The organism is Cupriavidus sp. 01L43 (assembly GCF_056399925.1).
Genome location: NZ_JBFTSH010000017.1, coordinates 39,641 through 59,848, shown reverse-complemented (window position 1 = coordinate 59,848; position 20,208 = coordinate 39,641). Strand labels below are relative to the sequence as shown.

Annotated in this window: 10 protein-coding genes; all 10 read right to left on the bottom strand. The window is 61.7% G+C overall.

Going from position 1 to position 20,208, the window contains the following annotated elements; translation table 11 throughout:
• Window positions 1-26: 26 nt before the first annotated feature.
• The 10 genes from AC1DP9_RS22750 to AC1DP9_RS22705 all read right to left on the bottom strand — a co-directional run bounded on the left by AC1DP9_RS22750 (window position 27) and on the right by AC1DP9_RS22705 (window position 19,956).
• Complete coding sequence (locus tag AC1DP9_RS22750; RefSeq protein WP_477108571.1) at window positions 27-1,055, bottom strand: PAAR domain-containing protein; 1,029 nt, start codon at window positions 1,053-1,055, stop codon at window positions 27-29.
• 208 nt (window positions 1,056-1,263) lie between these two features.
• Window positions 1,264-3,480 carry a DUF6351 family protein gene (locus AC1DP9_RS22745; protein ID WP_477108570.1) on the bottom strand — a complete coding sequence of 739 codons (2,217 nt, stop codon included), beginning with the start codon at window positions 3,478-3,480 and terminating at the stop codon, window positions 1,264-1,266.
• 246 nt (window positions 3,481-3,726) lie between these two features.
• Complete coding sequence (locus AC1DP9_RS22740) at window positions 3,727-4,092, bottom strand: hypothetical protein (RefSeq protein ID WP_477108569.1); 366 nt, start codon at window positions 4,090-4,092, stop codon at window positions 3,727-3,729.
• A gap of 469 nt (window positions 4,093-4,561) precedes the next feature.
• Entirely contained in the window at window positions 4,562-4,924 is a 363-nt protein-coding gene (locus AC1DP9_RS22735; RefSeq protein WP_477108568.1) for a hypothetical protein, read from the bottom strand.
• A gap of 205 nt (window positions 4,925-5,129) precedes the next feature.
• The gene (locus tag AC1DP9_RS22730; RefSeq protein ID WP_477108601.1) at window positions 5,130-6,833 is read right to left on the bottom strand and encodes a ShlB/FhaC/HecB family hemolysin secretion/activation protein; all 1,704 of its coding nucleotides are present in this window, start codon (window positions 6,831-6,833) and stop codon (window positions 5,130-5,132) included.
• Window positions 6,834-6,975: 142 nt separating this feature from the next.
• Window positions 6,976-7,119, bottom strand: a complete 144-nt coding sequence (locus AC1DP9_RS22725) for a hypothetical protein (RefSeq protein ID WP_477108567.1) — start codon at window positions 7,117-7,119, stop codon at window positions 6,976-6,978.
• Window positions 7,120-7,392: 273 nt separating this feature from the next.
• Window positions 7,393-8,829 carry a hypothetical protein gene (locus tag AC1DP9_RS22720; protein WP_477108566.1) on the bottom strand — a complete coding sequence of 479 codons (1,437 nt, stop codon included), beginning with the start codon at window positions 8,827-8,829 and terminating at the stop codon, window positions 7,393-7,395.
• 23 nt (window positions 8,830-8,852) lie between these two features.
• Window positions 8,853-9,215, bottom strand: coding sequence for a hypothetical protein (locus AC1DP9_RS22715; RefSeq protein WP_211943501.1), 363 nt, complete (start codon window positions 9,213-9,215; stop codon window positions 8,853-8,855).
• A 251-nt stretch (window positions 9,216-9,466) separates the two neighbouring features.
• Window positions 9,467-9,925: a DUF6853 family protein gene (locus AC1DP9_RS22710; protein ID WP_211943502.1), complete on the bottom strand. Its 459-nt coding sequence runs from the start codon at window positions 9,923-9,925 to the stop codon at window positions 9,467-9,469.
• Complete coding sequence (locus tag AC1DP9_RS22705; RefSeq protein WP_477108565.1) at window positions 9,922-19,956, bottom strand: hemagglutinin repeat-containing protein; 10,035 nt, start codon at window positions 19,954-19,956, stop codon at window positions 9,922-9,924. The genes AC1DP9_RS22710 and AC1DP9_RS22705 overlap by 4 nt, the downstream gene beginning before the upstream one ends.
• Window positions 19,957-20,208: the final 252 nt, after the last annotated feature.

The window sequence follows — 20,208 nt, the reverse complement described above, 5'->3', positions numbered from 1 at the left end:
GGTGCGCAGCAACCTTGATCCCGGCGTCATCGTAGGCCTTCCGATGCGAGACGCTTCGCAAGGCCTTCCCACCGACGTGGACTGTCTTTCAGGGCGTGCGCGTAATAGAAGTGTCCCTCTCCCTTTCCATCCAGCATCTGTTTGCCAAGAATGGGCGCCATGGCAACAAGTTCGACCCAGGACATTCCGGCATAGATCGGATCCCCAAACTCCCGCAGATCAATCGTCACAACCTTGCCTATGCGGGGGTGCGTCTGCAGATCGGATAGGAAATCCCTGTCGATCGGGGATCCGATCAGGACAAGATGGTCGATCACGTGGCCTGCGCGTGCATAGGACCAGGCAGTTTGCGCGGCTAGCAAGGAGCCGTAGCTATATCCGATCAAGTTGAACTGCGGGGCCTCCGGTGACATGCCTTTCGTGATCGTCCACTCACTGTCATCACGATAGCGCACGACGAGACCAGCCCGGAGGGCATCCAGGATTTGTCCAACCTCCTTGTAGTCCTCGTTCAGCCCGTGGTTTGCCGAGTTCGTCAGTCCCATGAAACAGTGCTCGATCCCCGCCTTCCGGAACGCCTCCAGCTGCGGCCGCACGTAGTCTCCATCAAGCCCCGCTCCACCCCAGTACAGCGTACCTCGCGGTCGCACCAGGTATTCCTTCATGGCCGGCTTGTCCGCAGTCAAGTGCGCAGCGCCGGCAGCCGGCGTCGTTGCTATTACCCCGCCAGCCCCAATAGCGCCTCGGACTGCGTAATGCGCCAATGCATGGACTTCGATCGAGAAGATGCTCTGCGACGGCAGCACGCGCGGGTGCTCCTTGCACTTGCAGAACACGCGCGCCCCCGAAACCAGAATCTGCTTCCCATGCAGCGAGTATCTTGGATCGCAGTCGTTGTACACCGGCCCGCCGACCTTGCACGCCGGGCAGGTCGCATGGTCGCCTTCCACGCCAACATTGACGCCGTGGTGAATCGTGTACGTGTTGAGCGCGATCAGCACGCCACCTGTCGTGGTGGCGTTCCCGTTCAACAGTGCGTAGCGTATATCCCGCATGATCCTTCCTCCTTATAGAGACGATGGCTGGCACCTTCGCTCCATTCGAGGAAGAAATCTTTGGCGCAAATCAAGGAAGGGATGCGGCGAGATCCGCGGCTTTCGGGGGGGATCCGGAGGGGAATAGGAAGGTTCTGACCGGCTCGGAAATGAAGCGGGGCGTGAGCCGGCTCTGCGGCCGGTCCGCCCCTGTTCCGCCTACCCGCTCCTAGGACTTGGTGATATCGAACACCACGTTCACTGGCGATGGGCCGAACGAGCCGTTCGGGACCACGCCGGACTGGTTGATGCCCGGCTTCGACCAGTCGCACACGCCGTTGGGGAAGATGGCCTGCAGGCGCGTCATCTCGGCGCCCGAGAACATCACCGTGTAGTCAGACGCCGCAATCGGCTTCAGCGTGCACTTGATGATGTTGCCCGCCACCGGTCCGCCCGCCGCGATGCGCGAGGCCGTCCACGAGGGGAACAGCCCGTTGCAGGTGGTGTTGCCGATGGCACTCAGGGTCTGCTTCTCGTTGACGAACGTCGCGGCGTCGCTCCAGCAGCCGTCCACCGCCGTGGCCGGCTTGTGGGTGACCACCTTGTCCTTCTGCGCGGTGGTCGTCACATCGGCCTTGTACGCCGCCACCCACTGGATGAAGGTGTTCCACGCCGTATCGGCCGGCACGGGATTGCCGCGCCACATCACGTGGTTGTTGCTGTCGCCGTTCGCCGCCACCATCCGCTCGCGCAAGGCGAAGTGGAAGTACTGGTAGTGGTAACCCGAGTCGTCGTTGTAGATACCCGTCACGTCGAACACGGGGATGCTCGCCAGCCCGCCGTTGGTGCCGATCTGCAGGCCGCCCTGCTGCGCCCGCAGGATAGCGCCGGGGTCGCCCGCGGTGCGATTGGTCACGTAGTTGGCATCCTGGTCATAGCCGCCAACCTTCTCGTTCAGGTCCAGGAACTGCGTGGTGGTGATCGCCCCGCTGTTCAACGCCGCGAGGCCGTACTGCACGCCCACGTTGTCGTAGGGCCTGAGCGCGAAGCCGGTGGCCTTGTCGACACCGTAGATGTTTTTCGCGGCATCGTAGACCGTGGGACGCACGCCGGTCTTGTTGTTGACCGGGTCATAGCGCACCGACGTCGGCACCACGCTGTTGAACACGCCGGAGTTGTAGCCCGCGTAGTCCACGCGCGCCGGCACCGGATCGGTCCGGCCAGCCTGGTTGGCGGCGTCCTCGAAGGCCTTGCGGCTCTTGTAGCCGGTTACTGCCGCGATCTGCGCGTCGGTCAGCGCCGTTGGGAAGAGCGTGATGTAGTGCGTGATCAGGTGCCCATCAGACCCGGCGAAGGCAATCGAGAGCGGGTCGGGGAAGGTGCACGAGATCAGCACGCCATCGAACAGCCCCGGGATGCGGTCCGCCGGCTGCGTGCTGCCATAGGAGCCGCCCGAGCAACCCGCGCTCACCGTGAACACCGGCACGCCGAAGCGTTCGATCGTGGCTTCCTTCGACATCATCGCCGCCTCGCTGGCCAGCACCGCATTGCAGTTGTTCGACGCATGCTGGAGCGTGTTGGCGAACGTCGCATAGCCCTCGGCCAGCCGCTGCGTGTTCAACAGGCTGAAGTCGAAACCGGCGCTCTGGATGTTGCCAATCGCCCCGCCCTGGATATACCAGCCACCGGGGCAGCCGAAACCTTCCACGGCGATAAGGCGCCGGTTCCAGGCTTTAGGCGGCGAAGTCGGCGTGGGCGCGGATTCCGTCGTCGGGTCATGCAGGACGGCGTTCTGGTAGATACCGCGATCGACGGTGCCCGTTTCCACCCGCACGATGAAGGGCGCCTGGGTGCCGCTGAGCGTGGTGACCGTCGCCACGTCCGCTGGGCGCGTCCTGGTGTCGGTCATCGGCTTCAGCGCCCCGCCCTGCGTGGACTGGTAGAGATAGGTCACGCGCGTGGCCACGCTGCAGTTCTCGTCGAGCGGCGCGCCAAGCGTGGAGCCATCCGGCAACGCAAACGTGCTGGTCTGGCAGACGAACGGCGTCTGCCAAGGACCCGAGATCACCGGACCGGTGATCGGGTAATTGGTCATCGTGATGGTCTTCGAAGCCTTGCCCACACTGGCGGTCACGGAGTTCGTGCCATTCACGAGCCCGGTCAGCACGGCTTGCTGGTGGGAGGAATCGGTGGGGCTGGTCTTGAACTGGGCGCTGACGTCATTGCCGTTCAGCGAAACCTTGAGGGGGCGATCGTTGTTCACCGTGGTGGGCACGCCAATGTCGATCAGCGCATTGCCGCCGGTCACATAGTCGGGTTGCGACGAAAGCAGTTGGACGGTGGGCGCGATGCCCGGGTCATCATCCCCGCCTCCGCCGCACGACGAAAGGCCGATGAGCATAATGCCGGCGAGCGCAACGCCGAGCATTCTCCTGATGGATTTCATGGGGAGTCTCCTAATGTTTTTAATGTTCCAGACAGCCCTGTCATGGATCAGCTGCCTGAGGCCAGCTTAGGAGGCAGTTTTGGGCTTTACAACGGGCGTGCGAATTCGCAACGATGGCTTGAAAGAACTGCGCGCGTCTGTGATGTGAGGCACATTGTCTTGAGGCCTGGTGTGTAAGAACACCAAGAAACGTGATGCGGTGCGGGGTGGAATTCCTGCGCGGGTTGAAGTTTTGGGCGCTGTTTTTTACAACGCGGCGTCGACCATCGCGACAGCCAACCCCACGAGCAAGGCCACGGCCGAGCCGATAAACCAGCGCACCGTCTGCCGATATTCATCGATGGCATCATCCTCGATGCGCAGCGCGCGAAACAGCGCGACGATCTGCAGCGCCACCGCGATCAGCAGTGCCGCAGCGGCGAGAATCGCGAGCGTGCCCCATCGCCCCGGTGTCTCGAGCCCCCAGAATTTCCAGAACGCCAGCGAGAAGCCAAGTAGGACCGTGATGGCCGTGATGATGCCTTGTCGGAATCCGGAAGGAACGACTTGCGGCGTGGGAGGTTTGGGCGGGTTGGACGCGGCGTCTTGCTGGGCGGGCGGTGGCAGGGTCATAGCTTGCCTTGTCTTCTGGGGCGCCCGTCGAGTATAGGTGCCGGGATCCACAGAATGCGAATCGTCTCATGGACTGGCGGGGTGGGATGGGGAAGACTGATCCGACTGAACAGCCCACCTCCCAGATCTAAGATGCGTATGTCCGAATCTAAACTGCCTTCGCCCGCCGGGACGACAACCGGTCCATCGAGCCGCGCGGCCAATGCTGAGGCCGTGCTGGCCGGCCTCGACGGGGTGCTGGAATTGCTGGAGAAGCAAAGCGAGACGTCCGAGCCTTCGTATAACGCTTACTGTTTGCTGGGACTGGTGCGGGGGAAGTTGGCGGAGGTGTTGCGGGAGGGTGGCCAGCGGTAGAGATGGGGCCGCCCTCACACTTTCGGCCTGTTACCCCATTTCGGCAATCAGTTGCTGACGGCGACGCCGGATGTCTCGGCCGATATGGTCTCCACGCCCAGCAACGGGGCGCCGGTCAGCTTGACCGGACCCGCGCCTGGCGCAAGCCAGACCGTGCTTTCGAGCGTGGGAACAGGCTGTCTGCTCGCTCGTAGCGCACCTTCACCTTGCAGGCATTTGGATAGGCCTTGCCCATGGCGGAGACATCTTCCCGGCCCAGGTACTGGATCGTCAACTGCACGGTTCGACTAGGCGTGGTGGAAAAGGCCGGTTGTGGGTTGGTCGACAAGGCGGACTTTTGGAATTCGCTCATCGTCACGGTGCGGGTTTCGTTCGGCAACATCCCGACCAGATTCGGCGCACCGGATGCCCCCGACGTCACATCCGAGTAGGAGAACCGGCGATATTTGGTGTAAGTCGTGCCGGTGCCATCAAACACGCTGCCTCCAACGGCTGCTCGCCTTGGGACCGTTATCCGTCGGTGCGGCGGATGTACCGGCGCTGCCGGTGTCGTCCGACCCACCACCACAAGCGGCAATTGCCACCGCTGCGGAAACCATTGTCAATACGAGTGACTTCTTCATGAATGACCCATCCATAGGAGATTGAAAAGAGAACGGTCTGATGCCGTCTTCAGGGGCGTTTTAGTACTGATAGACGAGTTGCATCCCGCCCGTGACGCCTGCGGTATGGAACGCTTCAGGCTTGTACACAGGTGTTCCAACAAAGACGTCATAGGAAACACTGCCGAAACGGGAGCCGAGACCACCACGGAGACCGACAACCGCGCCCGCGAGTTGTGTCCCGACCAGGGCGGCGGTAGTGGGTCCATATACCCGCCCATAATCGATGCCGGCATAGATGGCCTGCCCAGTGCCGCCGAGTGGCGCCTGCAGTTCATTGCGCCAGTAGAAGCCGCGTTCGCCAGCCAGCTGGCTTTCACCATCGAAGCCGCGCACGGTATAGCGGCTGCCGATCGTCAGATCGTCAACGTAATAGAGTCGATCATTGGTGAATTGCCCGCGAACCGTGGTCACATAGCGGAAGCCCTGCTCTGCGATCTTGAAGGGCACTGACAGGTTGGCGTCCAGCACCATCATCCGATAGCGCCACGTGGGACCGTCTTCGGCGGCCAACGCATCGGGCTGGGCACCCAAGGCGCCGATGCCTTGCCGAAACCCGAGTGACGCGTCTAACTGCGATTGGCCGAAGTAATGACGATCTGTTACGCCAATCTCGAGGATCGTGTTGTTGCGGCGCTGTTGCGGAATCTCCGTGTCCTCGATATAGCTTTTGCCAAAGCGCCGCGTTAGCCGGACCTGCATACCGAATACATCGTTCTGGTTACGATGCAGGACGCGATGCAGCTTCAGATCAACGTTCTGTGATTTCCCGCTCGATATGAACGTGGTATTCACCCCCGCGATCTGCTGGAAATAGTTGCTGCTATAGGCGGACACCGTGGCCGTCCAATAGCCCCAAGGTACCGAGTAATAGCCATTCCAGCCCCGCGTGCCATGCTCCTTGTTGCTCAGCATCAGGTCCTGGTTATAGCCGACGTTGAACATGTCGTTCAGGCCGAGCGGATTATCGATTCCCAGGCTCAGATTCCCTTGCCACCGCCCGGTGCCACGCGAGCCGGAGTTGTCGATCGACGCCACCACCGTCCACGGCTTGTTGCGCTTGATCGCGATCACGACGTCGCTGCGCCCCGGCGTGGCAGTCGGCACGATCTGCATATCCACATCCTGGCTGGCGACGCGCTTCATCTGCTCGAGGCCCTGCTCCAGGTCACGCAGGTTCAGCAGTTCGCCAGGGCCGGTCGGGAACGCGGTTCGCCACGTGCCCCATAGATCCGGCTCCGCGAAGCGAATCTCGCCGACCACACCGGGAATCAGCGCCAGCTTTAGCGTGCCGGTGGTCAGGTCCTGCTCCGGCACCAGCACCCGCGTTGTGACGTAGCCCTTCGACAGGATCGATTGCGAGACACCTTTGACCAGCAATTCCACGCCAGCCTTGCCGATGCACGCGCCGGTGTAGTGGTCCAGCCATTGCTGCGCGAAGGCGAACGGGTCCATCGGCAGCGCGGAAGCGCCGCTGACCTGCAGATCGGCGGGCAGGTCCTGCGGCACTTCGAGCAGGATGAGGCCGATGCGGAAGCACGGCGCTTCCTCGGGCAGCGTCGGAAACTCCGCTGTGGCGATGGCTTCGGCGCGTACGGCCGGCGCTTGTACGATCGCGGCGCGCTCACGGGCTTCCTGTTGCTGGCGCGTACGCTGGTCTTGTTCGGCGTTGGTTAGGGCGGCGGATTGGCCGGGGGTGGGCACCTGAGCGTTGGCGGATAGCATTGATAGCGTGCCAAATGCAATAGCCGCCGCCAAGGCGGTGTGCTGGAGTCTGTAAAACATTGGAAATCGGTTGCTGGCGTCCCCATAAGGGTCACCGTGAAGGTCAGAAAGAAGGCGTCAGAACTGTGGGCCGCCGTTACCCTCAATCGGCAGTCGTCGTTCTCTTAGAAGATTCATCGCGTCCGACCAGTAACGAACCTAATCCGAAAACACCGAGCGCCAGTAACAGAACGGAAAGGACGTTGAATTCCACGGTCAAGGCAATCAACTGGATGGCAATCTGCATCACCTAAAACTGAAGGCACTTTCATTTCTTCCATTATGACGACACACTGCCATTCACTCGAGGCAGACAAATCGGAAAGCCGTCTTTGCCAGGTTCCCGCGCGATGCCACGTCCATCAAACACCACTGTCCGATTCGCCATCCCTTAATGAACGACCGCAGTTCCTGCAGATTTTTGGCACAAGATCGACGTACGGAATCGGATATCCTCGCGGTATCGCATTACGGTAAGGGCATCGATAGAACACTCCAACCAATACAAGGATTACAATCACTACGCACAACATATACACAAGAGAAAGATACTTGTATTCAATGCGAGCTGTTCTGGCGATGCTCCTTGCGAGAGACCCGGATTCCTCCGCTCCGCTTCAGTTGCTGCAAACAGACTCCCGCCGTTTGTGGAAATGTACTCAGTAGCAACTGCATTCCCACCGGGCGCCCTACTGGCGGCAGCGTCGACTATTCGGTAGCCCGTCGATAGTAGAAGGGCTTCCGCGTCCTGAACAGAGATCTTGTCACCCGTTTTCTTCTCGTAGATGCCTGCGAACTTTTCGGCATTATCTTTTGCCCACTGCCGTTCATCCTTATGCAACTGCCGGTTGTAAGCATCCGCCATCCCAGCCGTCGCCGCAGTCGCATTGCCACCAACAATCTTGGCAATCGCCATACCAACAACCTGAAGCATCTTGTCACGGGTCCCAGGTTCCACTCCCAGGCCGCCAAGGTTATCGTCCAACAACATAATCGCCGCCGTAGCCGCCGCAACCCCTGCCGCTCCAGATCCAAACTCGCCGCCCAGTGCCTTGCTCACCAGCCCACCGATCAGCCCGTGGACAGCCACCTTTACCGGCTCCGGCGCCCCCTTCAGTTGATCGCCCACCACGTCATACAGATAGGGCGCAGCCTGTTGCAGCGTCTGCTGCTTCAGTTGGTCGTAGGCCTGCTGTTCCTTGATCTTCTCCGCGTCGAATATCTTGCCGATGCTCTCGTTGGCGTTCTCCGTATCGCGGTTCAGGCTGGCAATGGTCTCTTCCGCAGTCTTGCCCGTACGCGCCTTCTGACCTTCGGCGTCCGTGATCGTTACCGTACCCTCCGCAATCGCGCTCCGGGTTGTTCCAGCGGCGTTGCCCTTGATCGGCGCACTGCTATTGCCGGCCAGCGTCGCGATTGCCGTCGCGGCTGCGGCGCCCATCACGTCGGTGTTGCCCCAGTTGGTATGCGCCTGCTGGACCGGGCCGTCCATCGGATTGCTCGCTGGAACGCTGCTGCCAGCCGTAAAGCTCCCCGCAATCGTCGACGTATCGCTCTTGTACTCGGCCTTATTCTCGATATCGCTCGTCGTCAACGTGCCGGTAGTCAGCGTGTTCTTGTCCTTGTCTGCCGTGCTGGCGATCACCGCGCCCTTCAGATCGGTGTTCCCCTCCACGTTGATATCGAACCCGCCCTTGCCGGCATAGAGCCCGGTTTGTTCCACCACGGATGCATAGGTGCTATCCGTCTTGCCGCTGCTCACACTGCCGCTGGCGCTCACCGTGGTGCCGTAACAGATCGGCGGCACACAGATGCTGGCCTGCATGCCCGATGACGATTCGCGGCTGTGGTAGTCGTCCGTGTCCTGACGGCTTTCGATGCGATGGTTTATGCGTGTCGAAATGAAAGCCGCCCCGGCGGATGCGTCAATGAAGTCTTCAGGACTTAGGAATACCACGATGACTCGGCTAGAAATCGGAACTAAAAGGTAATGCAGGCAAAGCCTTTCTGCCTTGGCTCCGTGCGCTGCACCGCAAGCCGCTGGGCATCGCCCTCTTTCGTTTCATCGAGAATCTCGATATGGCAGTGCCCGGTGTTCGCGCTGATCGCGCGCTGGAATACCGATGTCTGGTGCGCTGTGTCATCGCGGCCAGGAAGGCCATGCACGACATACTTGTGACCGGCTTGCGGCTTGAACTTGATCATATCCCTGCAGCGATACATCCCCACCGAGCCGTCAATCGCGATAACCAGCGATTTGTTTGCCCGAACCTGCAAGGGCTGATTCTCGATCCGGATGTTGGTTTGGTAGCAACCTTTGGGGTCCATGACCGGGCTGGTCATGGAAAAGTTGCCTGTGCCGTAGAGTTCGGCTACGGGTTCGTCGGGACCTATGGGTAGCGGGGCGTAGGTAGAACAGGCGGTCAAAGAGAGGACCGCGACGATTGTGGCGAAACATTTATAATGACCCATATTTAATCTATTTTATACTCGAATTCCACTGCATTGTCCGCCCCCGAGAGGTGTTTTTCGCCACCGGCGGCACGACGTTCATCTGCTTTGAATTCTAAATTTTAATTAGCTACGAACTCCCGTTAAATACTTTCCCATTGCTGCCTTGATTCATTCCACACTTGCTTACTCCCGAAAATATCCACGACCCGCTTCTCGTCGCGGAACTGATACCTGTCAGGGTAAGAATATCGCTGCGGAAGAGGAGGCCATTCCCAGCGATCATCGGCGATACCCTCGATCTTTTCACTAGCCACCTTTACCAGATCCTCTTTGATGTCCCAGAAGAAATTACTCAAGTTATGAGCAAATATCTGCGCCTCCACGAGGGCGCACCTTGCCGTTAAAAGGTCGCCCTCCGCCATTGCTTCGTCATATACACGCATCAATTCAGATAAACTTACTACGTCACTTGTAAAACGCTGATCATTATCTCGTGAATAGTTCAAATTGAAATCATCATCGATTTTCTGGGGAGACAATCCTCTTGCACTAGCGAAATTCCACAAAGAGTCTCTAATTTTTCGAAAAATTTTTATCATTTCAATGTCCTACCTTTAGCAGCTTGCGTTTTCTCCGTATTCATCGTTCCATCCAAATTCATCACGAACGTAGACTTTCCGTTTCTATCGAAGACTTCCAGATGATTCTTGTGATCGCCATCGAGATACACCTGATCGCCTTTCTTCAGATACGGCCCAACGTCATCCGTCACTCTGTAGACACTTTGACCGTCATAGATCTTCGATGTCTTCCGAATTGACTCGTTTAACTTTGCTCCAAAACCATCGCCGGTCAAGTATTGTTTCATGTTACCGACTGATCCCGCATTGGGCGAATACTTGCCTGTTGCAGCGCCAAAGCCAGATGCAGCGCCTATCCCGACGTCGGCAACGAGATCGGCGATTTCCGGTGATCCAAGCCCTTCACCAACACCAAACCGTGCGGCGTTCGCTAGGGCGATACTTCGGTTTTGGTTGATACTAGTGTCGCCAAGGCGCAAGTCCGCGTACTCTAGTCGCTCCGCCTCGGTCCAGTTAGTAGGCCCCTTTCCCTGCAGTTCCGCGATACGCTGCCCTTGAGCATTCTGCTCTGCTCGGAGTTCCTGCGCCAGGCTCGTGCACTCTGCGTAGCTCGAGCAGTTCGCAACGTCTTCGCGATTCTCGGTCCACTTCCTCGCGTACTCGTCTCGCACTTCCTTTTCGCACTGGTCATCTTTACAGTCGGCTAGAGCCTCGGCTCTTTCACGCTTTTGCTTATGGTTCAGGTAGTTGTTCTCCGTCGCCACCTTGCCTACGTTTGCGCCTGCTGCTGCATCATTCGGCGACCCACCAGCTACGGCACCCGCCACCCCACCTACGAAAGCCCCTGCTAGTTGAACCAGGGCCTTCCGATCGGCATCGCTCAGTCCGTCCACATCTAGCAACGCTTCGCCAAACGTCTCCATTGCCAGAGATGCGGCACCGCCTGCTGCGGCGCCCGCCGCAAAGCTGCCCCCCAGTGCTTGCGAAATCAGACCACCCACCAAAGCGTGTACAAGGGCCTTGGTTTCAGGGGTGGAGTTCTCCAAAGCACTGCCCACTTGGTTGTAGAGCATGGGCGCTGCCTGTTGAACGGTCTCGCTCATCAACCGTTTGAACGCTTGCTCATCCTTGACCTTTTGTTCATCGAAGATCTTGCTGACGCTCTCATTCGCTGCGGCAGTATCACGATTCAGCGCAGCAATCGTCTCTTCTGCCGTCTGCCCGGTCTTCTCTTGTTGTCCAGTCGCGTCTTTGATCTTGATGGTCCCATCAGCAATCGCACTCCTTGTGGTCCCTCCGGCGCCCCCTTCTGTCGGCTTCTGAGCGTTCCCAGCGGCCGTCGCCGCCAAGCTATCCGCAAGGTTCTGGAGAACACTCGTGCCGCCTTGCCCGCCACTGAAACTCCCCGCAATCGTCGACGTATCGCTCTTGTACTCGGCCTTGTTCTCGATATCGCTCGTTGTCAGCGTGCCGGTGGTCAGCGTGTTCTTGTCCTTCTCCGCCGTACTCGCGATCACCGCGCCCTTCAGGCCGGTGTTCCCCTCCACGTTGATATCGAACCCGCCCTTGCCGGCATAGAGCCCGGTTTGCTCCACCACGGATGCATAGGTGCTATCCGTCTTGCCGCTGCTCACACTGCCGCTGGCGCTCACCGTGGTGCCGTAACAGATCGGCGGCACACAGATGCTGGCTTGCATACCCGATGACGATTCGCGGCTGTGGTAATCGTCCGTGTCCTGACGGCTTTCAATGTTCAGGTCACGTCCGATATCAGCCTTGATGGTGTCGCCGGTAGCCGTGGCGCCTTTCAGGTTCGTGTCACGGCCGCTGGCGATGGTCAGCGTGTCGCCAGCCGTGACATGCGTGTTCTGGTTCGTGACTGCGGTGCCGTCAGCCTTGGCCTTGTTCTGTGCCGCCGCCAGCTCAATCGTGAAGCCGTTCTGGGTGCCGCCCAGGGACAGGCCCACGCCAATACTGGCGTTGCTGCCGCTGCTCTTGCTGTTCTGGCTCGCGGCATCCTGCGCGCTTTCCAGGTTGATGTCCCGCGCGGCAGTCAGGGAGACGTTCTTGCCGTTGATCTCCGCGCCACGCGCGTTGATATCGCCATCGGTGAAGTAGCCTTCAGCATCTTTCTCACCCGAGCCCGTCGCAATGATGTTGACTGAGCCGCCCGCATTGACCGTGGTGCCCTGGCTGCTGCTTTGTGCGTTGTGGACTTCGGCCTGCTGGCTGCCGCCACCGATGCTGACCGTGGCCTTGATGATCGACCCGCCGCCGTTGCTATTGCCCGGATTGCCCGTTGCCGAGTTACTGACGGGGGGCTTGCCCTGGCCTTGCAACGCATTGACCGCGCCCACCGAATTGGCCGCCGCAATGCCCGCCTGCACCGCATACAGCGCAGCCGACTTGCCGTCACCGCTCTCCATTGCCCGTGCTGCGTTCTCTGCCGCCTGTGCCGCCTGCACGGAATAGCCCGAGAAGGCTAGCGTCACGCCATATTGGCTCGACTTGTCCTTCTGGTTCATCGTGCTGGAATCCTCGCCCGGATCGAGCACGACGTTCTTGCCGATCAGGGTCACGTCCTGCCCTGCGGAGATATCGGCGCCGCGCGCGGTGAGGTCGTCCTTGGCGGTGATGCTCACATTGCCACTGTCGCTGACCACCTGGCTGCGCACAGTGTTCTCGCTCGTGCTGTTTGCATCAAGATGGTGCGATTCAGACCGTACGCCGAAGGTCCCTGCATCGCCGTTGCCACCCAGGTCGCCGATGGCCTTGCTGCTGCTGTCGCTACGCTGCGACTTGGTTTCCTGCCCCGAGAGGATGTCCACCCGACCCTGCTTGGCCGAGATGGCAATGTCATGCTCTGCGGCCACGCCGCTGCCTGCGATCCGCACGTCGCCGGTGCGGCTGGTAATCGTGACGGAATCGCCGGTGATCGTGCTGGCGTTCTGCTGGCTGGCGGACAGTTCGCTGCTGGAATTGGCCTTCTGGCTGCCATACGGCACAACGGTCACGCCGCTGCTGTTGGCACCGCCGTTGATGCTACGGCCGATGTCGCCCAGCGTAGCGCCGGCCGTGCTGATCTTCCAGCCGCTGCTCTGCGACGAAGACGACTCGCTGTACGTATCCGTCGATGCCTCGATGTTCACGTTGCGTTGCGCGTCCAGCACCGCCTTGCCGCCCGCGCTGACCATGCCGCCATGCAGCAGGATGTCACCATCGAGCGCTTTGCCGGCATCGTCCTTCGCCCCGCTGCCGGTGGCGCGCAGGATGATGTCACCCGCACCGGTCAGCGTGCTGCCGCTGTTGGTCACGCTTTCGGAATGAAACTCGGCGCTGCTGGAGTTCCGCCCGTAAGTCACCGCGATCTGCGGCGCCGTTCCCGCCGAATGGCCGATTTCGCCCGCCACCTGCTTTGTGGCCGTGACCTTGCTGTCGGCTTGGCTGTTGGCCTGGATGTTGCGTACAGAATCCAGCGGCGTGCCGACGACGGCGACGCCGAAGCTGCTGGACTTGCTACTCTGGCTGCTGTCCTGCACGACCCGGTCGATGCCGGTAGTGATGGCGATGTTCTCGGCCTGGATGTCGATGTGGCCGGCGCTCTCGTTGTCGCCGCTCCGACCTGCGATCAGGTCGCTACCGATGATGACAGCGTCCTTCCCCGCTGTGATGGTGACGCTGCCGTTGGTGGCACCCACTGCGGAGCGTGCGTCGCTCTGGGTCACGGCCACGGTATGCGACGACGATTTGGCGTTGCTGCTGCCAGCCGACACGCCGATTCCACCCTGCCCCGCCGAGAACTTAACGCCGGACGAAGAGCGCTCATGCGTCTCGGTCACTTCGCGAACGTTTTCGCCGGCCGTGATCACGACGTTTCCTCTGGCTGCCGTCAGGTCAACGGCATCCGTTGCCGTGACAGTGCTCTGGCGGATGAGCAGGTCGTTGCCAGCGACTGCCTGGACCGTGTCGCCGCTGATGGCGCTACCCACGCCCACGTCCGCGTAGCTGGTGATTGCATCGTGGCTCGACGAGCGCGACAGGAACCCGCTACTGCGCGAACGTTGCTCCGCACTGGATGCATGCACCTCACGGCCCTCGGCCACGATCACGTCTTCCGTGGCGACCATGGTTACGCCGCCACCGGACGCACCCGTGCCGGCCGTCACGCTTGAGCCGATGACCGCCACGCTGCCTGCGCCTGACGTCTGCGTCGCCTCGATGCCGTTGGCGGCAAGTACCGTACCGACCAGCGCCGTCTGTCCGGCCGCCAGCTTGGCGTTGCCGCCCGCTTCGATCTCGCTGCCGCGCACCGTCTCGTCATAGGACGACTTGGTGTAGGAAGCACTCTTGCCGCCCAGCGATGCTTCGGCATGGACCTGCGAGTCCGTCGTGTTGAGTACGACCAGGTTCTGGCCCGCCACCAGCGTGGCATCCGTGCCTGCGCTGACGGCGGCATTGGCCAGGACTACGTCTCGCCCGGCGACAGCCGTCAAACCCTTGCCGGCCGTGACATCGCTCCCCTGGTAGGTGGTCGCGGCATCGTGGCTGTAGCTTTGGCCGTTGCGCGTGTCCTGCGTTGTGCCAAGGGCCACCGTGCCCATGTTGATGTCGCGGCCCGCACCAATCAGTGCATCGCCGCCTGCAGCCAGCGTCGATCCGGCCAGCGTCACATCGCGGCCGGCAAGCACTGCGACATTGCCCTTGCCTTCGATGACCGCCTGCGCACCCACGGCCGTGGCGCTGGCACTGGATCTGTCGACCGATTGCACTGCAGAGATCGTCTGCGTCTCGTTGATGACATCACGCCCAGCTGCGACGACCACATCCTGCCCACCAATCCGGCCGCCCAGGTTGCGCACATCCTGCGCGGCCTGGACCAGCGCCGTGCCGGTGGTGCCGCCGATGGCGCCCCGGTTCACGATATCGGTGCCGAGCACCTGCGTGGCCACATCGCCGACGATATTGCCGCTGTTGTTGACGTTCCCCGTGGCGTTGATCGCCACGGCATTCCCCGCCACCAGCGCACCAGTGGCGTTGAGGTCCACGCCGGGGCCCTGCGCGAGATAGACCTTGGGCACGAGCACTGACTGCGTCGTTCCGTCCGGCAGGGTCACGTCCTGCGACACCATCCACACCATGTCCGTGGTGAGCTGCCGCATCTGCTCCTCGGTCAAACCCACCCCCGGCGCCAGGCCAAAGGCCTTGCCGTAGGTCACGCCGTTGTTCATCAGCGCCTTGTATTCCTCCATCTGGTCGGTGTAACCCGTCAGGAAGGTTTTTCCGGTCAGCGCCGTTACCTGGTCGCGGATCAGCTTTTCTTCATAGAAACCGTCGCCAAGGCGTTTCTGGGTACGCTGAGGATCCAGTCCGAGCGCGCCGAGCATATAGTCGCTCGAGATGAAGTTGTTGTACTGGGTGAAGCGCGAATCGGTGGCGACCAGGTAGGTATCGCCCGGCGCGCTGCGATAGGTATAGAGCCCGTTGGTCGGCAGGTGCAGGTTCGGAATGCCGCCACTGGCGGTACCCAAGGTCTGCGGACGCGAAGTCTTGCCGGCCGCACCATCGATGTGCGCGCCGCTACCGCCACCGCCGGCCACGCCGCTGCTGCTCACATCCACGCCGACAGCGTTCACCGCACCCACGGAGACATCCCGGGCGCTCGTCTGTACGGTCTGATTGGACGTTACAACGCTCGGGAGCGCTGCCACCGTGGTCGGGGCCTGCGGCTCGGGGGCATAGACCACAGTCTGCTGATCCGAGTTTCCGCCGCTCTTCTGGTGCCAGTAGAAGGTCGAGGTACTCGTTGTGGTAACCGTCTGCTGCAGGACCGTACCGACATCGTCAATGGTGCCGCCCGCGGCACGGCGCGAAAGGTTGCCGCCCGCCGCCATTGTCGATGACTGGTTGAGGATGGCGCCACCGTCCGCATTGATGCGAATGGCACCGCGTGCCTGGATTTTTCCGGCGTCCGTGGCACTGATCAGTCGGTCAGTAGCCGTCATCGTGACAGTGGTACGCGCGATTTCGCTGTAGTCGTGTACGTCCGGCCCGAGGTCGTAGCGGACGATCTGCTGGTCCGGCCGGATCTGCGTAGCAGGGTTCCAGTTCGGCCAGAACGTGATCTTATAGCCGGCGCCCGTGTCTTCGATCGCCTGATAGTACTGCACGGGATTTGACGCGATTTTCCTGTCTACAAGCAGGTTTCCGCAGAAATCACCGTTCTCCGGGCACAACCACTGCCCCTCATATTGGTCTATCGGCGCCTTGGAGAACGATAGCGTCTTGTTACTGGTGTCGACGTAGACAACGTCTGACTTGGGGACCTCGACGGTAATCGGGTTCCTCAGCGCATTCATCATGTCTGCGCTGATGGGCGCCTCGTTCGAATTCCAGCGCCACTGCGGAAACACAAGGCTGTTGTAGCCCCCTCTGCCATCGCCCTCGAATCCGGCCATCCAAGCCGTCAACGTCTGCCGCGCCGTCTCCACCGGCGTTCCACCCTCCGTCACGATGCTCGTGCGCTTGTTCACCACCGAACGCGCTGCGATGTCGATATCCCCATCGGCCTCGATGGTTGCCGAACTATTGACCAGCGCGTTCATCTGGTTCGCCAGCATGCCGCCGCCGTCCCGCGTGCCATCGCGAGCGATCTGGAGGTTGCCCATGCTGTAGATCGTGGCGCCGTCGGTGTTCGAGACGGCATTGCTGGCGTAGATCTTCACATCCGATGCGCCAGCGATGATCGCGGCCGCCCCGGCGTTGGAAACATCGCTGGCTTGCACCTGGATGGCGTTGCCGATGATCGTGCCCGTGTTACCAAGCGCTGCGCTATTGGTCATTACAGCGTCACCGTCGATCCGGCCAGCGTTGCTGATCGTACCGCTGGCGCTGACGTTAGTCGTGGCGCCCGTCATGGTGGCGCCGGCGGCGTTGACCACGTTGCTGCCTTGAACCGTCAGATCCTCCCGCGCAGCCAGGCGCCCGGTGTTGGTGACAGCGCCCGTGGCCGTCACACGGAGGTCGCCATTTGCTGCCAGCCGGTTGGCGGCGTCATTGACGTAGTCCCCGTTGACGTCGAGGATCAGGTTACCTCCGGCGGTCATCTCGCCACTGCCGGCCAATGCACCGCCGACGCCGATATCCTGGTTGGCACGTACGCTGCCCCCAAGGTTGTTCATCGCACTCATGTTTAGTGCGATGCTCTTTCCACCCAGCAGCGTGCCATCGCTGTTATCCATGTAGGCGCCGGCCTGCTGCATCGTCAGCGCCTGCCCGCCGTAGATTCTGCCGCCACGGTTGTCCACGCTGTTGCTGACGGATAACGTGAGCGAGCCCCCACCGGCGACATTGCCGCCGCCGGTGTTGATAAGATCGCGGGCGGCGAGCGTCGTGTTTCCGTTCCCTCCCAGCGTGCCCCCCGTGTTGTTCAACGAACCTGCGGTGCTGACTGAGGTTGCGCCGGCCCCCGCATTGGTGAGCCGGCCACCGGTGTTATCGACCCCGGCAGCCGTGACGCTTACGGTGGAATCCGCGCCGTTGGCGGAAATCGTTCCACCATTGTTGGACAGGACCCCTGTCGCACTCAGCGTCAGATCGCCGCCGGCCTGCAGCGAGCCCGCCGCGTTGTCAATTTGGCGAAGGGTTCCGACGCTCAGCGACTTGTCAGCGTAGACGGCGCCCTGATGGTTCGTGATGCCGTTCCCCGCGACGAGGCTCACATCGCCCTGCGCGGAGATGACGCCCCTGGTGTTGTCCAAAGCGAGGAGGCGAGCATCAATGGTGCCGTTCGATTGAATGCTGCCGTCCGTGTTGTCGGCAGCGCCCCTTTCGCCAAGTACGGTCATTCGGCCAGCACCCGCGTGGGCGATCTTCCCGCCTTTGTTGGTCAGCGTGCCAACATCGAGGGTCCCACCGCTTCCATTGATGGCGACGGAGCCGCCAGTGTTGTCGAGCGTACCGCCAGCGACAATCGTCGTATCGGAAGGCCCATATTGCGCAATCGTTCCACCCGCATTGTTCAGGTCGCCGGTTGTGCGGAGTGCAAGGCCGTCTGCCTCGATCCGGCCGCCGCGATTGTCGATCGTGCCGCCATTGAGATCCACCGAGGCACTGGAAATCATGCCGTTGCGATTCGATACCGCGCCGGACGCGGAGATGTCGGCGGCACCGCCCGCGATGACCGCGCCGGCATCATTGTCAAGCCTGTCCGCGTGCAGCTTTGCGCCGCTCCCGGCATTGATCTGACCGTGATTGACGAGCACGTCCGCATCGATCCGCACGCTGCCGTTGCCACCGATGACCCCACCCTGCGCTCCGCTCGCGGTGGTGCCAGTAGTGTTTTCGATGGTGCCTCGTGCGGCGATCGTCAAGTCATCGCCATTGAGCGAGACCACACGCCCTGCCTGATTCCCGAGCGACGCCGTGTCCATTGAGAGTCCACCGCCCGCCTGCATCACACCGCCGGCGTTGTCGACCGCGCCTGCCGAACGGATGTCGATGGCACCGTCCGCGATCAATTGCGCGTTCCGGTTCGAGACGCTTGCGGCCGTCACATTCGCGCTTCCGCCGGCGCGTAGTGTGGCACCTGACGCATCAAGGGCGCCGCTTGCATGAGCGCCGAGCGCACCGCCCGCCGAAAGCGTGGCGCCGTGCAGATCAATCTCGCCTTGACTGGCCTTGATCTGCACGGCGCCAATGGCCGATGTCTCGCCGCCGGCCAGATTCACCGAACCACCTTGCACCGTAGCGTCCGCCCCGGCGAGCACCTTGCCGCTCGCCTGCACCGCGCCGCTGGCATTCAGCGCCAGCGTCCCGGCCTGCGAAACGGTGCCGTCGGCGCCCACGCCGGACGCCAGCGTGCCGCTCGATGCAATCGACGCTGCGTTCGCCGAGAGGCCGCCGCCCGCCGCGAGCGTGCCACTGTTGGTCAGCGCGCCCTGCGTGCCGAGTGCCAGCCGTTGGCCGGCATAGGTGGTACCGCTGTTATCGACCCCGTCCCGTGCGCTGACGGTCATCGCGCCGGTCGTATTGGTCTGCCCCGCAAGTTGCAGCCGCCCCTGCGCCGTCAGCGTAAGGTCGCCAGCCTGCGCCGCCACCACGCCGCGCGTGGAAACCCCCACGCCCGCCTCGGTGGACGCCAGCAGGATCTTGTTGGCATACATGCCGCCGAGTTCGCTGACGTCGATGCCCACGGATGGCGCCGGACCACTGCCCGCAATGGCCGAGGCGGAGAGCGTCGCGCGATCCACCTGGGCGGCACCCGCCACGACGTTCAAGTTATTGGCATACAGGGCGGCATTCGCCTTGACGGCTCGCGCAATCAGGTCCACCTGATCCACGCCCGTGGCATGCAGGCCACCGCCTTCGACGAGGATCTGCCCGCCGGTCACGCGGAAGGCATCAAGGCTGCCACTGCCGCCATAGACCGGAATCCCGGTCGTCAGCGTCGCGCGGCTCGTGTTGATGAATCCCGCGCCATCAACCAGGATCCCGTTGGGATTGGCCACGATGACTTCCGCACGCGGGCCGGCCACTTCGAGGTAGCCACGCAACTGGCTGGGCAGCGTGCTGGTGACCTGATTGACGATGATCCTTGCTGACCCGCCGGGCTGCAGGTTGGGATTGCCGTTGATGTAGCCCGCCTGCTGCGTCGCCACGATGCCCGGCGAGTTGTTGAGGATGGCACCGGCCTTGTTGACGTCGAACTGGTTGTAGTGATTGACGGAGACGCCTGCCCCCGATGGCCGCGTGATATTGACCTGCGGCAGGCCGTTCGCCGTCTGGACAACCCCGGGGCGGCTTGCGCCCGCATTGGGGTCGGCGACGATCTGCGCGCCGGCCACCATCGGCACCCCCATCGCCATCCACGCTGCCAGTTGCAGCACGGGCACGCCAACGCAGAGGCTTCCCGTCCAGACCCGCCGCGTCTCACCCCCCACACCCTTCCGGCCCGCCCGCCGCCCGGACCCGGTACCGCTTGCGGTTTCCTGCACGGCCATCAGCATGGCGCGTGTCTTGTTGAAAACGAGACGGTAACAAAGACGATTCATTCTGGACCCCGGCTGCTGGCGCACGCGTGGCCGCCGTCAGCAATTCGGGTCCTACTCGCACAGAAGATGCGCGAAACGCCGTACTACTACCGCGAGCCTACTTGTAACCAGTTGTAAGTTTTTTATAAGCGAGGCGGAGCGTACGGCACTACGCAGGTCCGGCATACCCCACTTTTTTCTGATTCCATCGCCAGCCCAAGGCACAAATCTGTTCCGCCCGAAAGTGGGGTCCGCCCCAGCAAACGGTTTCCG

Coding starts and splice junctions, on each gene's coding strand:
- AC1DP9_RS22745 (WP_477108570.1), bottom strand. CDS start 3,480: ATGAAATCCATCAGGAGAATGCTCGGCGTTGCGCTCGCCGGCATTATG.
- AC1DP9_RS22725 (WP_477108567.1), bottom strand. CDS start 7,119: ATGCAGATTGCCATCCAGTTGATTGCCTTGACCGTGGAATTCAACGTC.
- AC1DP9_RS22740 (WP_477108569.1), bottom strand. CDS start 4,092: ATGACCCTGCCACCGCCCGCCCAGCAAGACGCCGCGTCCAACCCGCCC.
- AC1DP9_RS22710 (WP_211943502.1), bottom strand. CDS start 9,925: ATGATAAAAATTTTTCGAAAAATTAGAGACTCTTTGTGGAATTTCGCT.
- AC1DP9_RS22705 (WP_477108565.1), bottom strand. CDS start 19,956: ATGAATCGTCTTTGTTACCGTCTCGTTTTCAACAAGACACGCGCCATG.
- AC1DP9_RS22750 (WP_477108571.1), bottom strand. CDS start 1,055: ATGCGGGATATACGCTACGCACTGTTGAACGGGAACGCCACCACGACA.
- AC1DP9_RS22715 (WP_211943501.1), bottom strand. CDS start 9,215: ATGACCAGCCCGGTCATGGACCCCAAAGGTTGCTACCAAACCAACATC.
- AC1DP9_RS22730 (WP_477108601.1), bottom strand. CDS start 6,833: ATGCTATCCGCCAACGCTCAGGTGCCCACCCCCGGCCAATCCGCCGCC.